Source organism: Streptomyces sp. NPDC059564 (assembly GCF_042735575.1).
Lineage (GTDB): Bacteria > Actinomycetota > Actinomycetes > Streptomycetales > Streptomycetaceae > Streptomyces.
In genome coordinates this window covers 37,689-52,773 of sequence record NZ_JBHWBP010000015.1, presented here as the reverse complement: position 1 = coordinate 52,773, position 15,085 = coordinate 37,689, and the positions used below count along the sequence as shown (strand labels likewise).

Below are 15,085 nucleotides of genomic sequence, written 5' to 3'. Positions count from 1 at the left end.
GCCAGAAAGACCCGGGTCAGGTGATCTTGGAGTTGAGCGTGCCGGAACTGGTAGACCGCGCCGGCCTGGCGCAGTACGTCCCGCTCGCACGCGTCGTCGAGGAAGGCGATCAGCCGCCAGGGCAACTGCCCCGTGAGCGGCAGCCAGATGCGCGCGAAGGCCACCCACTGGCCCCAGGCGGTGAAGGCGAGTCCGTACGCGAGTCCGCCCGCGAAGGCGGCTTCGGTCCCGAATGCGAGTCCCACCAGGAGTCCCCACGCGGGCCCGGCCATGAATGCGTTGGCGCATCCGGCTCCCGTCCCGAACACGAGCGCCCACACCAGCAAATGGAAAACCACGTTCCTGCGGTCTTGGCTGAGCAGCTCCGAGGGGCTGACACCGGATGTGATGTCGACGGGGACTTCCAGCCAGGCCATGAGCCCGAACACCGACCCGACCCCGAGCCCGAGCCCGGGCACGAACACGAGACCGCCCACGAGCCCGCCGTCCAGGCCGTCCCCGAGCCCCAGGGACTCGACCACGACCCTGTCCAGGAACAAGAGCACGAGCGCGGCCAGGACCCCGCACGCGAGCCCCAGCCGGAACCTGGGGAGGACCCCCGTACGCCTGCGCCCGGTCCTGCCGAAGACCTGGATGCGCACGTGCGACGGCTCTGCCACGCCCTGCGACACGAATCCGTACACGAGCCCGAAGAACAGTCCGTTCACGAGCGCGTGCAGGAGCCCGACCACGAGCCCCCGCACGAGCGCGAACCTGAGTCCGAACGATGTCGCGACCAGGTCGGCGGGAACGTTTCCGACGGCGGTCGTCACCCCGAGGGCCAGTGCGGCCAGAAAACCGATCACGAGCATGCGCGAGGAAAGACGCATCGTGGTGCCCAGCTGCCACCAGGCGAGGTCACGTGCCGGGATGCCCGTACCCGCCCTGCCGAGCCGGTCCAGGTGCGCGGCAAGGTAGCCGAGCCACTGCTGCGCCCGGTCGGGGTTCCAGTCCTGCCGCCGGCGACGGCCGCTGCCCCCGTCGGTTGGCGAGGGCTCGTAGGCGGACGGGGTGAACGCGGCCAGGAGATGCCTCTGCAGGGCCTCCGGGGAGGCGAACGTGGCGGTGTCCAGGAGCCGTACGGGGTCGGACCCGGGGGAATCGCTGTAGACGGCACGGGCCATGGCGACCATCAGCGGGGTGACGAGCACCCTGGCCACGTTCTCCGCACCCGGGCTGCGCTGTTGCCTGCGCAGCTCGTCCAGGACGGGTTCCCACACGGTGCTGCGCACACCGCCGTCCGTACCCGGGCGGCTGGTGAGGGGCAGGTAGAGGGCGACGTCGTCCAAGGACAGGTCGTCCAGCTCGATGACGGCGGCCTTCGGGAACGGGCGGGACTCCACGGCCTCGGCGTACTCCCCGGGCCGGCTGGTGAGGAGCAGCGGGGTGGTGGTGCGGTCGATCTCCTTGAGCGCTGCACGGCGCAGGCCGCAGGCGATCTCGTCGAACCCGTCCATGACGGGCAGGATCCACCCGGTGTCGACCAGCGCGCCGGCCAGACTCCCCCCGTGTGCGGCGGGAACGGCGAGGCCGTGGTCGCGTACCAGCTGGTGGCACATCCAGTCGCGCAGGGAGACGGTGGTCGGGTCCCACGACCCCAGGCTGAAGATCACCGGCACGGGCTCGTCCGGCGTACGGGTGCCCAGCCAGTCGAGGACGAAGCGCAGGGTCAGGATCGTCTTGCCCGCCCCGGCCGCACCGAGCACCACCAGCCGGCGGGACGGGACGGACCGGTACACCTCCACGATCCGGTCGATGCGGCCGGCCAGTGCGAGCGGCGCCGGATCCGCCCCGGGTGGTGCGTCGCAGATCTTGGCCCAGTGATCGAGCAGGCGCGGGTCGGCGTTCCGGAAGCCCACGGGGAGCGGGAACGGGTCGTGCACATGCCGACGCCGCTCCTCCTTCCGCCATTGCCGGGCCACCCTGGAGGCGAGCAGCCCGGCCGCCTCCCGCAGCTCCGGCGCACCAGGGGGTGGCGTTGCACGGGGAAGCTCCTCCAGCCTGCCGGGATGCGCCGGCAACCCGATCAACGAGCCGAGTTCGCCGATCTCCTGTGGACTCAGCTGTCGGTACCAGCGGTCCACCGGGCTCGCCGCGAGCGTGCCGAGCCCGTCGGAGCGGTAGTGCTTGGTGATGACGCCGATCACGTGCCCGCCGCTCCACACCGGGGCACCCGACATGCCCTCCCAGGGCGAACGGCCCCGCTCGGAGTCGTGCTCCGGGGACGACTTCAGGGTTATCTCCAAACTGCCCTCACGCTGGTTCGACAACGGGGTGGTCTCACCTCGCGCATGGTGGGAATCCCGGTACGACACGGCCGCACCGCCGTCCGGCGACGCGGTCCCGGCACGCAGTCTGAACCTCGGGAATCCCAGCGCTTCGCACTCCACCGGCTTCGCGACACGGGCGAACCGAACCGGCGGAACCGCAGCACCGGCCGGGCTGCCCGCGCCGGGGCCGCGGACGGCTGCGTCCGCGAGGGCGATCAGCGCGACGTCCGAGGCGGAGTTCACCCAGAACGGCTCGCCCCGCAACTCCCGCGTGCCGCCGTCCTCGGTGAGAAAACGCACCTGCACCGTCGCCGCGCCGCACACCACGTGCGCGGCCGTGAGCACCACGTTCCCGGCCACCTGGTAACCCGACCCGCGCCCTCCGGCGCCCGCGCCGCAGGTGGTGATGACCTGCACCGCCCGCCACCGGTCGAGCCCGTCCGGCTCCTTCGCCCCGCCCACAACGGTGCTCACCGCTCGTGTGCTTCGGCGCGGCCGGAGATGAACGGCGCTGCGGCCGTCCCCGCCAGGGCCGGCTGCAGCGCCAGTGAGATGCGCTGGGTCGAGACGGCGCTCACCGCAGCCTCCGCACCGGACTCCACCACCCAGAACCGCACTTTCGCCCCCGCCTGCCCGGACCGCTCCAGCGCGACCGACAGCTCCAACTCGATCGGTCCCAGCTCGAAGCGCAGCGCCTCGCCCTCCGCCGCGGCGAGCGCCCGGCCCAGCTCCTCCCGTAGGTCCCTGATCACGCTCGTCAACTCGATCACACCGTGCCCCTTGCGCTCCCTGGCTTCTCAGCCGTTCTCAGTCGCATCTCTGCCACCATGACCGGACACGCTGCAGAGCAGATGAAATTCCGATGATGTGCGAAAGCGGGGCTTCTCGATGGACAGCGAACCTCCCGGGCAGCTCCGGATCTCGGTGCTCGGGCCGTTACGGGCGTGCCGGGGCGGAGCACCGCTGGATCTGGGGCCCGTCAAACGGCAGGCCGTGCTGGCCGCGTTGCTGCTCAACCGGGGGGCCGTGGTGAGCCATGAGCAGCTGATGCACGGAGTGTGGGGGGCGGAGCCACCCGCATCCGGCCACAAAGTGCTGGCCAGTCACGTCAACCCGCTGCGCCGGGCGCTCGACGCGGAGGGCACCCGGCATACGGAGTCGGTGATCCGCAGCGGAAAGGGCTGGTACCGCTTCGCCGTGGACGGGGTCCGGCTCGATGTGGCGGACCTGACCGAGCGGGGCGTCGAGGCGCGGCGCACGAAGGCGTCCGGCGAGCTGGCCAGGGCCGTCGACCAGCTGTCCTCGGCGCTCGCACTGTTCCGGGGCGAGCCCCTGGCCGGCCTGCCCGGGGTGTTCGCGCAGGCCGAGCGGGAGCGGCTGTCGGAGCGCCGGCGAGGGCTCCGGCTGGACAGACTCGAGTGCCTGGTCCTGCTCGGCCGGTTCGGTGACGCCCTGGACGACCTCACGGTCCTGTCCCCGTCCGACCGGTACGACGAGTCGCTGCTGGCGCTGCGGATGCGGGCCCTGTACGGCTGCGACCGCCAGGCGGAAGCGCTCAACGCCTATCAGGGCATCCGCGTACGGCTGCGTGACGAGCTCGGTGTCGATCCGGGGGAAGAGCTCCGCCGGCTGCACGAAGCGGTGCTGCGCCGCGATGACGAACACCTGCTCGGTCCGGCCGCCGCGCGCTCCGCCGCCCATCGCGCCCGGCGCGGGACCCGACGCACCGTCAATGAACTGCCGGGCGACGCCGGCCACCTCGTCGGGCGGGAGGCCGAGCTCGCGCAGCTGACCGAGGCCTACGCGCCCGAATCCGTGTCGATGGTGACGGTGGACGGTGCGCCCGGTGTCGGCAAGACCGCGCTCGTCGTGCGCGCCGCCCGTGAGCTCAGCGACCGGTACCCGGACGGCAGCCTGTTCGTGGACCTGCGCGCGCACAGCACCCAGCGACGGCAGACCCCCGAGCAGGCACTGCAGCGCCTGCTGCGCTCCCTGGGCGCAGCCAAAGGCGAGTTGCCGAGCGACCTCGAAGAGCTCACCGCCGCTTGGCGCGCCGCGACCAGCCCGCTACGCCTGCTCCTCGTGCTGGACGACGTCCTGGACGCCGACCAGGTGCGGCCGCTGCTGCCCGCGGGAGCGGGAAGCAGGGTGCTGGTGGCCGGCCGCCGACGGCTGCCCGAACTGGACGCCGACCGACGGGTCACGCTGGAGCCGCTGAGGAGCGTGGGTGCGGTGCGGCTGATCACGCACATCATCGGGGAGGAGCGCGCGAGCCGCGAGCCGGAGGCGACGCGCCGGCTGGTCGGGCTGTGCGACGGGCTGCCGCTGGCGCTGCGCATCGCCGGGTCCCGGCTGCAGAACCGCCACACCTGGACGGTGGAGTACCTGGTGGGCCGCATGGCCGGCGACGAACGCCGACTCGGCGAACTGAGCATCGGGGACCGCAGCGTCGAGGCGGCCTTCCGGCTGTCGTACGACCAGCTCGCGCCCGGCCAGCAGCTCGGATTCCGCGCCCTGGGCCAGGCACCGACGGTCGAGTTCGATGTGCTGGCGCCGGCGGCCATGCTCGGTCGGCCGCCCCACGACACCGAGCGGATCCTGGAGAGCCTGGTCGACGCGAACCTCCTGCAACAGCCGCGTCCGGGCCGCTACCGGTTGCACGACCTGGTCCGCGTGCACGCGCGGCGCCTCGCGGAAGCCCTGCCCGACGAGGCCGCCGGCACGCGCACGGCCGCCCTGCGCCTCTACCTGGACGCCGCCAGGATCGCCAGTGACTGGGGCCTCCCCACCGGTTTCCCCACCGGCCCCCAACCCTCCGGAGCACCGTTCGCGAACTGGAGGGACGCGGAGATCTGGCTGGACGCGGCCGGTGGAGAGCTCGTCGACGTCGTCGGACACGCCGTGGCCCTCGGCGAGGTCGACCACGCGTGCTGGATCGCCGAAGCGCTGGTCGACTACTTCACGCGGCAGGGCCGGTACCACGAGTCCCAGACCGCTCTCGACATCGCACTCGCGCACGTGGACCAGGCCACCGACCCGCGGATGGCCCTCGCCCTGCGGAACTGCCTCGCCTACACCGGCGTGTACCAACGCCGGTACGCGCAGTCGCGGACCGTGTTCGCCGAAGCGCTCCACCTCAGCCGGCGCGGCCTCGACCCGGTCGAAGAGACCCGGGCCCTGATCGGGCTGGCGTCCGTCGACGTGAGCGTGGGCGAGGCCGACCAGGCGATCTCCCGGGTCACCGAGGCGCTGGCCGTGCCCGGGGCGCCGCACAACGACTGGATCGCCGCGATCGGATTCGTCATCCAAGGCCTCGCCCACCAGCTGAAGGGACGGAACGAGGAGGCGCTGGCCTCCTTCGCCGAGGCCCTGGCCCGCGCCGACGGGAGCCGCAGATCGCGCATGCTCGGCAGGGTCCTCAGCTTCGCCGCCGAGATCCACCTCCGCCTCGGCCGGTACGCCGAGGCCAAGAGCCTGCTGCGCCGGGCAATCCACCTGGTCGAGGAGGCCGGGGACGTCTTCCTCTGCGCGTGCAGCCTGACCCGGCTGGGCACGGCGGAGGTGGGCGTGGGGAATCCGGGCGCGGCCGTGGCCCTCCATCACCAGGCCTTGATCCAGCACCAGCGGCTGTCCCCGATCACCGAACCCGCCTACAACTGGCTGGAGATGGACATTCGCTCGCGGCTGGGCCGCGCCTACCTGGCGATGGGCCGCATCCACGAGGCGCTCGGGCAGTTCCAGGCCGTGCTCGAGGTGCCGGACTCCCGTGGACCGCGCTGACCGTACACCGGCGGCCAAGGAGCTCGAAGACCGCGAAATCCGGTACGGATACACCTCCTCCGGTACCGGCCCCGGCACCAATGAACCGGGCGCCGCGGACTGCCGACGCGGTTCGTCCAGAGTTCGGTTGACGGTGCCTCAGATCGATGTTGTGAGGGATTTCCGCTCCTCTCGTGAAGAACTGCTTAACGAATGGGTGGCGAGAGGGGTGGGCCATGGCAGATGACGGCTTGAAAGGCCATGTCAACCCGCCGCCGTGACCGCCGGGTTGGGCGGATGTGGCGCAACGGAGGGCGTCCGAGGGGGCGAAGATCCGGTGATAGCATCCCGGCATCTGTGATCTTGATCCATTTTGACGCGGATGCTGATTTGTGATATGCGCATGCTCTCCGCGTAACCGCAGGTGAACCGTGCCGATCAGCTGTGTTGCGGGGCCTCGCGAGGTGTATCTGCAGCCGTCCGCATGCCATGCGCCCGGAAAGGTTTCCATGAATCGAGACGCACTTGTGTGGTGCTTGGTTGCGGTCGCGGCGATAGCCGTTGCCGCGGTCGTGGCACTCGTCGCCCGCAACAGAGCGCTGGGGGCGAAGAAGGAGCACACCGAGGCCGAACTGAGGCACCAGCTGCTCACGGCGGACAGCCACGTGCACGCGTCGCGCGCCGAGCTGCAGAGGTTCTGGAACGAGCAGGACGCCACGCTCCGCGAAGCCAAGGAAGCGGCGGAGGAGAACACCAAGGCCGTCCTCAAGGGTGCCGCCAGCCTGCTGCAGAGCCTCGCCGCCGAGCAGACGACGCTTCTGGACGGCATCCAGCGCAAGTACGGCGGACACGCCGTCCTCAGCGACCTGTTGGACGTCAACCACGCCAACGCCCAGATGGCGCGCAAGGCTCAGGGCATCGCCGTCATGTGCGGTGCGCCGCTCGGCCGTCGCAACAGGCCCGCCAGCGTCTACGACGTGGTGCGCAGTGCCCAGGGCCAGATCCGCAACTTCCACCGGGTCGCCATCATGCAGCAGACCAGTCTCGCCCTGAAGGCGTCCGCGGTCGCGCCCGTCGCCCTCGCCGTGGCGGAGCTGCTCGACAACGCCGCCAGCTTCTCGCAGCACGACGCGCCGATCGAAGTGACGTTCCAGCGCGTCCAGAACAACCTCTGCATCGTCATCGACGACGCCGGTGTCAGCATGAACGACGAAGAGCGGCAGCGGGCGACCGCCCTGCTCTCCGGAGACATCGCCCCCCGCCTGTCCCAGCTCGGGACCCAGCCGAAGTTCGGCTTCCCGGTCATCGGCCTGATCGCGCGTCAGCACGGCTTCAAGGTCGACGTCACCGGAGTCTCCCGGTACGGCGGTGTCAGGGCCGTCGTCCTCTTGCCCGAGGAGCTGTGGACCATGGAGGAGATACCGCCCGCCCAGGAGGCCCCGGTCAGCGATATCCGGCGCGCCGCCGAGAGCCGGCCCCAGAGCACGACGTCGCGCACGATGCACGGTCTGCCCAAGCGCGGCGAACGCCAGGCGCCCATCGCGAGCGTCCCCGATCCCGACACCGCCCCGTCGGCGCCACAGGCCCCGGGCGGGACGGGCCGCGCTTCCGGGCGCAGTCTGGGGGCATTCCAGCGCGGCACGCTCTCCGGCCGCAACCTTGACGCCACCTCGTTCGAAGGGCCCGAAGAGGCATGACCGCAGACCTGTCGTGGATGCTCGAGGACATCGTGCACAACGTGCCCCGTGCACGGCACGCCGTCCTGCTGTCCGCGGACGGCCTTCCTCGCGGCGCGACGGAAGGCCTGGCCGAGAAGGACGTGCGCACCATCTCCGCGGCCATGGCCGGGATGCAGTCGCTCAGCCGGGCGACGGCCCACTTCGCCGGACCGGAGGAGGACCGGCAGTGGAACCAGACCATCGTCGAGTTCTCGCACGGCTGGAGCTTCCTGATCGGGGCGGGGCAGGGCTCCTACCTCGCCGCCGCGGCCGCGCCCGACGTGGACATGCAGCAGATCTCCTTCCGCATGCACCGCCTCGTCGCCCGGCTGGGCAACAACCTCACCTCGCCGCCGCGGGTCGGCACCGAGGACGCCGGAGGTCCGCGGGGGAGCGCGCCCCGGCAGCAGAGCTCCGGTGACACGGGATTCGTCCTCGGCGAGCTCGACCGGGTGATGTCCGAGGTCAAGGGGGCCCGCCACGCCATGCTGCTGGGATCGGACGGCCTTCCCCGCGGGGCGACCAACGGGATGAGCCGCGACCTCGCGGATACGATCTCCGCGGCCATGACGGGCATCCACGCCTACAGCCGGGTCACCTCCCAGTTCGCGGGGGTCGTCGAGGAAGCGGAATGGCGTCAGACGGTCATCGAGTTCCAGCACGGCTGGATCTTCCTGATGGCGGCCGGCCCCGACGCCTTCCTGGCCGCCGCCGCCGAGCACGACTGCGACATAGAACAGTTCACCACGCGTCTGCACGAGGTGGTTCCCAGACTGACCGCGGCGGCGACACCGGGGAAGGGAACAGGCCATGTCTGATGGGCTCGAACAGGATGAAGAGCTGGAACTGACGTCTCCGTTAGTCCCCCTCTTCGTGATCACGAACGGACGAGCGCTGCCCCCGGACCACGAGTACGAGCACACGACGCTCGTGACGGCGACGGCGGAGAACGGACAGGCCGCGGCGCGCACGCTGTCCCCGGAGGCGGGGCAGGTCATGGACCTGGTCGCGAACGGCTTCCTGTCCGTGGCCGAGGTGGCAGGGCACACGCACCTGCCGCTGGGCATCGTCCGCATCCTGCTGGCGCAGTTGGAGGAGGACAGTCTCATCCTCGCGAGGACACCGATACCGCGCGCCGAACGTGTCGACAGAGAACTGGTCAGCGCCGTGCTCGAGGGCCTGAAGAATCGATTCGGAGCGTAACTCGTGTACCTGGATCCAGATGTCTCCCACGCGGTGAAGATCCTCATAGTGGGGCACTTCGGGGTCGGCAAGACCACCTGCATCGGCAGTCTCTCCGAGATCGAGCCCCTACGGACCGAGGAAGAGATCACCGAAGCCAGCGTGGGCTTCGATGACCTGTCGGGCACACCCGACAAGAAGACCACCACCGTCGCCATGGACTTCGGCCGGCTCACCCTCAGCGACACCCTGGTGCTCTACCTCTTCGGAACGCCCGGCCAGGAGCGCTTCAAGGAGATGTGGGAGGAGCTCTCCCGTGGCGCTCTGGGCGCGCTGGTGCTCGTCGACCCGGAGCGGCTGCACGAGTCCTTCCCCGTCCTGGACCTCGTCGAACGCTTCGGCCTGACGTACGCCATCGCCGTGAACCACTTCGAGGGCACCACGCACTACCCGCTCGACGAGGTGCGCGAGGCCCTGAACCTCACCGCCGAGACCCCTGTCGTGGAGTGCGACGTACGGGACGAGAACTCCTCGGCGCAGGCCCTCATCACCCTCGTGAAACACCTCATGTCCCAACTCGGCTAGGAGCGCAGGAATGCAACAGCCACTTGACCCGCAGGAGATACCCCCCGGCTGCCCCGCGCACGGGAACGTCCAGATGTACGGCCCCTCGTTCGGAGCCGACCCCGACAGCCACTACGCGCAGCTGCGTTCGTACGGCCTCAGCGCGCCCGTGGACATCGCCCCCGACGTCCAGGCCGAGCTCGTCACGAGCTACGACGCCGCTCTGTACGTCCTGCAGAACCCCGCCTCCTTCGTGCGCGACTCCCGCCGCTGGAACGCCCTCAACGAAGGGCGCGTCCCGGCCGACAGCCCGGCACTGCCCATGATGGGTTACCGCCCCAACGCGCTGTTCAGTGACGGTGCGGCACATGCCCGACTGCGCCGGGCCGTTACCGACAGTCTCGCCACGGTCAACGAGCACCAGCTCATCAGGCAGACCCAGCAGTCCGCCAACTACTTGATCAGCCAGTTCAGTACCGACATCCGCGGCCAGGCGGAACTGATGGCCGAGTACGCCCAGCCGCTGCCCCTGCTGGTCTTCAGCGACCTGTTCGGCTGCCCGCCCGACATCGGCGACCGCGTGATCGCCGGGATCAGCGGCATCTTCGAGGGAACGCCCGGGGCCGACGAGGTGCTCGGCGGGGCGCTCACCGAGCTGATCGCCCTCAAGCGGCGGCGCCCGACGGCCGACCTGACGACGCGTCTGATGGAGCACCCGGCCCAGCTGAGCGACGAGGAGGTGCTGCACCAGCTGGTCACCCTGCTCTCCGGTGGCACCGCGCCGCTGGCCGCGGCCATCGGCACCAGTAGCGCCCTGTACCTCGGAGAGGACTGGCAGGAGGGCCTCCCGGTCGAGGACGCGGTCTCCCAGACGCTCTGGAACTACGCGCCGATCGCCAACTACGCGGCCCACTACCCGACTCACGACGTCGAGCTCGGCGGCAGGCTGATCCGGTCCAACGACCCGGTGCTCATCTCCTTCGCCGCCGCCAACACCGACCCGAAGCTGACCGAACACCGCGAACAGCTCAGCGCCAAGGCGCACTTGGCGTTCGGGGCGGGCCCGCACGCCTGCCCCGCCAAGGACCCGGCTTTCATGATCGCCGTGACGGCCGTCGAGGCACTGCTCAACCAGCTCCTCGACGTCGAGCTCCGTGTCCCGTTCAAGGCGCTCACCTGGGCGCCGAGCCCGTGGAGCCGGTCGCTGGTCACCCTCCCGATCCGCTTCACCCCGCGGGCCGTTCCCCAGGCGGCCGGGTCGGCCGGAGCGAAGGCGGGCCAGACGCCCCAGCAGCAGACAACCGCCTCCTCGTCCTCCGGCGCCGGACCCTCGCGTACGAACGCCGGTGGCGCGCCGCAGCCCAAGGGCGGCCTGTTCAGCCGCTTCCTGGCATGGACCAGGGGCGAGTGAGTCAAGTGTGATTCTAGTAACCCCCTGAGTACTCAGTGGTAGTGGATGCTCTAACGATCATGTGGGTAGGCATGGCGGCTGGTTCTCAGAAAGGAGCCGCCATCATGGGGGTTGCCACAACTCCGTCGTACGACCGCCGGGCGTCCGCCTCCCTCTTCTCCCGTCTGCGGACGGGCAGAGGGCAGGCCGACCCCTTTCCGATCTACGCCGAACTCCTCTCGCGGGGCGAGGTCGTACCCGCCCCCTGGGGCGGCTTCGCCGTGACGGGCTTCGCCGCCTGCGACCAGGTTCTGCGCAGCCGTCAATGGCTGGAGCCCGACAGGGAATGGCGGGAGCGCCAGGGGCCCGGGACGCGCTGGAACGCCCCCTCCTCACGCGAGATGAGCAACACGCTCGCCGCGCTCAACCCCCCGGACCACACCAAGGTGCGACGGGCGGCGGGCACGTTCGACCGATCCACCGTGGAGCGCATCGGCCGCAAGGTGAACCGGTCGGCGGATCGGCTCCTCGACGCCTTCACGGAGCGAATACGCACCGGCGAGGCGGACTTCTCGGAGCTCGTCTGCGAGGAGCTGCCGGTGGCCACCATAGGTGACTGGCTCGGGTTGCCGCAGGCCGACTGGCCGAGGCTCCGGAAGTTGACGCACGATCAGGTCTTCACCCAGGAGCTGCTGCCGTCGGCCAGCCAACTGGCCTTGTCCGACGCGGCCACCGCCGAACTGCGCACCTATTTCATGGAGCTGGTGCGTGATCGGCGCTCCCACCCCGGCGATGACCCCGTCACCCGGTGGATCCGGACGTGGGACGCGATCGAGCCCGACCAGGACAAGGCCGACGAGGCCGTCTACTTCCTCGTGCTGTTCGTCCTGCTGGCCGCCCTGGAAACCACCGCGACCCTCCTGTCGACGATGACGCTCCGGCTCGTCGAGAGCCCGGAACGCTGGGACATGATCGCCGACAACCCGGGCCTCGTAGCCGGGTTCGTGGAGGAAACGCTCCGCTACGACCCGCCCACCCACGTGATCAGCAGGGTCGCCTCGCAGGATTCCGTACTGGGAGGCTTCGAGATCCGCCGCGACGAGATGGTCCACCTCGTGATCGGAGCGGCGCACCGGGACCCGGCCAGACACAAGGACCCGGACCGGTTCGACCCCGAACGCAGCGCCGACCACCTCGCGTTCAGCGGCGGCATCCACTACTGCCTCGGCGCGCCCCTCGCCCGCCTCGAAGCCCAGACCCTCCTCCGCCAGCTGATCCGGCGCCTTCCCCGCCTCACCCTCGTACGCCCCCCGTCGATGGCGCCCCGTGTGGCGTTCCGGCGCCTGCTGAACCTGGACGTGGCCATCGCATGACCGAATCGACCACCGCCCCCACCCCCGCACACGCCCGGACCGCCCCCAAGGCGATACGTACCGAGCAGGACGGCCCCGTACTGCACGTCGGCCTCAACCCCTGGGGGCAGGAGGACACGTTGGACGCGGCAGTCCTCGACGACCTCATCAGCCTGCTCGACGACCTCCACGAGAGACCCGACGTCCGGATCCTGACGCTGTCGTCACTGGGTACGGACTTCTGCCTGGGCGCCGACCGGGGCGAGTACCAGGAGGCGTTGGCGGCCGATCCGTCCGGCGTGGCCCTGCGGCGCATCGCCGACAAGGCGCACCGCCTGTGCCAGGCCCTGGAGAACACCCACGCGGTCACCATCGCCCGGCTGCACGGGCGGGTCGTCGGCGCGGGTCTCGCCCTCGCCTCCTTCTGCGATCTGCGTGCCGGTGCCGACACCAGCCGCTTCCGCATGCCTGAGGTCGGCATAGGGCTGCCGCCGGCGTGGGGCGGGGCGATGGGGCGCCTGGTCTCCGAGGTCGGCGCCTCCAGGATTCGCGAGCTCATGCTCACCTGCGACCTCTTCGACGCCGACACCGCCCACCGCATCGGTCTGCTCCACCGGACCGCCCCACTCGACCAGCTGGACAAGGTGGTCGACTCCTGGACCAGGCCCCTCGTCCGACGCTCGCCCGAAGCGCTCGTCCTGACCAAGCGCATGCTGGCCGGCTACGCACGGGCGGACAGGACGGCAGACGTCTCCCTGCTCGACTCCCATCTCCTGGCGGCCACGCTCCAGCAGCACGCGCACGCGAGGGGCTGACCCCTCCCGGGCCGATGCGGGCGTCCGGCCCGCCACGGGCCGCCGAGGCACGGGACGGCCGGGTGCCTGGCGCGTGCGGCGGGCGCAGTCCGCGCGGTGAGGTACCCGGCCACTCGTGACCGGGGCGGGCACCTCGCGCTGGGCTCGCGGCCCCGGCGGCTGGTGCTCCGGCCGGGCTTCGGTGTACGTACCGGTCAACGGCCTGGTGGACCGCCTATGCCTGGGCTCTGAGGACCTCGGCCTGGGCCGTCTTGAGGCTGCGGTACGCGTCGCGGATGTACCGGGCGAGCCCCTTCCCCGGATGCCGGACCAGAACGTCGCCGGGCTCCCCGGCCTCCCACTCGACGATCGCGACCTCGTAGGACGAGACGTGGGCGCAGAAGTCGAGAACCAGCTGGGGAATCTCGTCCTCGATGAACAGGTCGCCGTGGGCCAGGACGACGTCGCGCATCTGTCGCGCCGTCGGAACCAGCACCGTGAGGACCCACCGGCGCCAGAGCCGGCTCTGTTCCTCGGTGAGACCGGCAGCCTGTTCACGTTCCTCGCGCGATGCCAGGTGCCGTTCGCGGAAGGCGTCCCATGTCCGTTCATTTGCCTCGACGAGGACCAAGAGGGGTCCATACAGATCCCTGAGCTGGGAGTTGATGCGGTCGAGGTGAGCCTGGCGCTTGGAGCGTCGTATCTCTCCGCGCTGGTTCAGGACGTAGGCGAGCACGGCGATCAGAATGCCGGTCAAGGCCGTGATCATCGTGGCGATCAGCGTGGACAGGTGAACTCCTCGGACTCGGGCGGAAGGGGGAGCGGGAGCGGGGACCGGTCGGTGCCGAAGCGGCTACTGCGGAGCGAACGTCACGGATTCCTCGTCGTGGGAAATCGTGATGGGGATCTTGCTCCAGCTCGCGAGCCGCCGCAGTTTCTCGGCCTTCTCGTTGGCCCGCCGGTATCCCTCGCCGTCGCAGATCACGGCGATTCCACCCTCGTGGGCGTCCTCCTGCACCACATGGGTGCGGCCGACGATCTCGCGGATTCCGTCGGCCGTATGGTCCGTCGTCCGGCCCTCCTCGGCGGATGCCTGCGCAGGAGCGTCTCCAGCGGTCGGCCTGGGGACGGGTGGGGCACCGAGGGCGCTCAGCTTCTCCTCCAGCGCACCGATCCTCCGGCTCTGGTCGCGCACGAGATCGGCCAGTTCACCGAGGAGGTCCTCGGGCGTCGCTCGTACGGGTGTCTCCGGCGCCGGTATCCCCTGCTTGATGTCCCGCAGATCCTTCTCCACCCGGTCCCAGAAGTACCCGAATTGCCTTCTCAACTGCTCGGGGCCGTACGGGTTGACGCATTCGTCATGGAGGGACTGGATCATGGAGAAGACCTCCCTCCGGATGGAGGAGTCGGTCGCCTGGAACTGCTTGAGAGGGCCGGAGATCTCCTCCGGTGGCATGTCGATGAGGAAGGGGTGGACGTAGGCCTTGTCGTCGTCCGTCCGCCTGGACAGGGCGCCCGCCTCGTAGTTGATCCACTGCTTCCGCTGGTTCTCGCGCGTGAGACACATGATTCCGACATCGGCGTCCCGAAGTTCGGCCGCGATGCTGTCCATCGACCTTTGACCCTTGACGATGCCCAGAGACGAGACGAAGGGCTTCATCTCGGGGTGGAGTTGACGAAGTCCCCTCTCGAGCACTTCGGCGCACTTCAGCGCCGTTTCTCCAGACCAGCTGATGAAGATCTTCATGCTGTGCGTCCTTGTGGCGAGGTTCGGAGGTGCGTTGCGCCGGCGCGGCCTCGATGGCCGCTGACGGCCACGACCTGGCTCATTGTCGACGTCGATGCCGCACACGTCCACTGGCGTCACACGTATCCGGCGGCTGCCGCAAGAGATCAGCCATCACATGGCTCGATCCACACAACTCACTCACATTCAGGTGGAGTTGCCGGAAGAATAGTCCTGCTGCGCTCCGGGCCGGGTAGATTGCAACCCCTTCATCGCTCGATAGGCACGCGC

General features: G+C 70.0%; 12 protein-coding genes. 8 read left to right on the top strand and 4 right to left on the bottom strand.

The window, feature by feature from the left end; translation table 11 throughout:
- Both ACFV0Q_RS05695 and ACFV0Q_RS05690 read right to left on the bottom strand, forming a co-directional pair.
- Positions 1-2,783: trypsin-like peptidase domain-containing protein (locus tag ACFV0Q_RS05695; RefSeq protein ID WP_385000911.1), on the bottom strand; the 2,783-nt coding region annotated here is incomplete at its 3' end.
- A complete protein-coding gene (locus tag ACFV0Q_RS05690) occupies positions 2,780-3,079 on the bottom strand; it encodes a trypco2 family protein (RefSeq protein ID WP_385000908.1) in 300 nt (99 codons plus the stop codon). The genes ACFV0Q_RS05695 and ACFV0Q_RS05690, both read right to left, overlap by 4 nt.
- A 118-nt stretch (positions 3,080-3,197) precedes the next feature.
- Here ACFV0Q_RS05690 and ACFV0Q_RS05685 point away from each other — a divergent pair, with 118 nt between their 5' ends.
- The 8 genes from ACFV0Q_RS05685 to ACFV0Q_RS05650 all read left to right on the top strand — a co-directional run bounded on the left by ACFV0Q_RS05685 (position 3,198) and on the right by ACFV0Q_RS05650 (position 13,089).
- Positions 3,198-6,089, top strand: a complete 2,892-nt coding sequence (locus ACFV0Q_RS05685) for a BTAD domain-containing putative transcriptional regulator (RefSeq protein ID WP_385000905.1) — start codon at positions 3,198-3,200, stop codon at positions 6,087-6,089.
- A 488-nt stretch (positions 6,090-6,577) separates the two neighbouring features.
- Positions 6,578-7,765, top strand: coding sequence for an ATP-binding protein (locus tag ACFV0Q_RS05680; protein WP_385000902.1), 1,188 nt, complete (start codon positions 6,578-6,580; stop codon positions 7,763-7,765).
- Complete coding sequence (locus tag ACFV0Q_RS05675; protein ID WP_385000899.1) at positions 7,762-8,604, top strand: roadblock/LC7 domain-containing protein; 843 nt, start codon at positions 7,762-7,764, stop codon at positions 8,602-8,604. The genes ACFV0Q_RS05680 and ACFV0Q_RS05675 overlap by 4 nt, the downstream gene beginning before the upstream one ends.
- Positions 8,597-8,989, top strand: a complete 393-nt coding sequence (locus ACFV0Q_RS05670; RefSeq protein WP_385000896.1) for a DUF742 domain-containing protein — start codon at positions 8,597-8,599, stop codon at positions 8,987-8,989. The genes ACFV0Q_RS05675 and ACFV0Q_RS05670 overlap by 8 nt, the downstream gene beginning before the upstream one ends.
- Before the next feature lie 3 nt (positions 8,990-8,992).
- On the top strand, positions 8,993-9,553 hold the full coding sequence (locus tag ACFV0Q_RS05665; protein WP_366136930.1) for an ATP/GTP-binding protein: 561 nt from the start codon (positions 8,993-8,995) through the stop codon (positions 9,551-9,553).
- Positions 9,554-9,563: 10 nt separating this feature from the next.
- Positions 9,564-10,943, top strand: a complete 1,380-nt coding sequence (locus tag ACFV0Q_RS05660; RefSeq protein ID WP_385000892.1) for a cytochrome P450 — start codon at positions 9,564-9,566, stop codon at positions 10,941-10,943.
- Positions 10,944-11,047: 104 nt separating this feature from the next.
- Positions 11,048-12,295 carry a cytochrome P450 gene (locus ACFV0Q_RS05655; RefSeq protein WP_385000889.1) on the top strand — a complete coding sequence of 416 codons (1,248 nt, stop codon included), beginning with the start codon at positions 11,048-11,050 and terminating at the stop codon, positions 12,293-12,295.
- Complete coding sequence (locus tag ACFV0Q_RS05650; RefSeq protein ID WP_385000886.1) at positions 12,292-13,089, top strand: enoyl-CoA hydratase/isomerase family protein; 798 nt, start codon at positions 12,292-12,294, stop codon at positions 13,087-13,089. Before ACFV0Q_RS05655 ends, ACFV0Q_RS05650 begins: the two co-directional genes overlap by 4 nt.
- 214 nt (positions 13,090-13,303) lie before the next feature.
- Here the strand turns inward: ACFV0Q_RS05650 and ACFV0Q_RS05645 are convergent, their stop codons facing one another.
- The gene (locus ACFV0Q_RS05645) at positions 13,304-13,825 is read right to left on the bottom strand and encodes a hypothetical protein (RefSeq protein ID WP_385000883.1); all 522 of its coding nucleotides are present in this window, start codon (positions 13,823-13,825) and stop codon (positions 13,304-13,306) included.
- Positions 13,826-13,921: 96 nt separating this feature from the next.
- Positions 13,922-14,815, bottom strand: a complete 894-nt coding sequence (locus tag ACFV0Q_RS05640) for a toll/interleukin-1 receptor domain-containing protein (protein WP_385000880.1) — start codon at positions 14,813-14,815, stop codon at positions 13,922-13,924.
- Between the last annotated feature and the right edge of the window lie 270 nt (positions 14,816-15,085).

Coding starts and splice junctions, on each gene's coding strand:
- ACFV0Q_RS05650 (WP_385000886.1), top strand. CDS start 12,292: ATGACCGAATCGACCACCGCCCCCACCCCCGCACACGCCCGGACCGCC.
- ACFV0Q_RS05640 (WP_385000880.1), bottom strand. CDS start 14,815: ATGAAGATCTTCATCAGCTGGTCTGGAGAAACGGCGCTGAAGTGCGCC.
- ACFV0Q_RS05685 (WP_385000905.1), top strand. CDS start 3,198: ATGGACAGCGAACCTCCCGGGCAGCTCCGGATCTCGGTGCTCGGGCCG.
- ACFV0Q_RS05675 (WP_385000899.1), top strand. CDS start 7,762: ATGACCGCAGACCTGTCGTGGATGCTCGAGGACATCGTGCACAACGTG.
- ACFV0Q_RS05660 (WP_385000892.1), top strand. CDS start 9,564: ATGCAACAGCCACTTGACCCGCAGGAGATACCCCCCGGCTGCCCCGCG.
- ACFV0Q_RS05655 (WP_385000889.1), top strand. CDS start 11,048: ATGGGGGTTGCCACAACTCCGTCGTACGACCGCCGGGCGTCCGCCTCC.
- ACFV0Q_RS05680 (WP_385000902.1), top strand. CDS start 6,578: ATGAATCGAGACGCACTTGTGTGGTGCTTGGTTGCGGTCGCGGCGATA.
- ACFV0Q_RS05670 (WP_385000896.1), top strand. CDS start 8,597: ATGTCTGATGGGCTCGAACAGGATGAAGAGCTGGAACTGACGTCTCCG.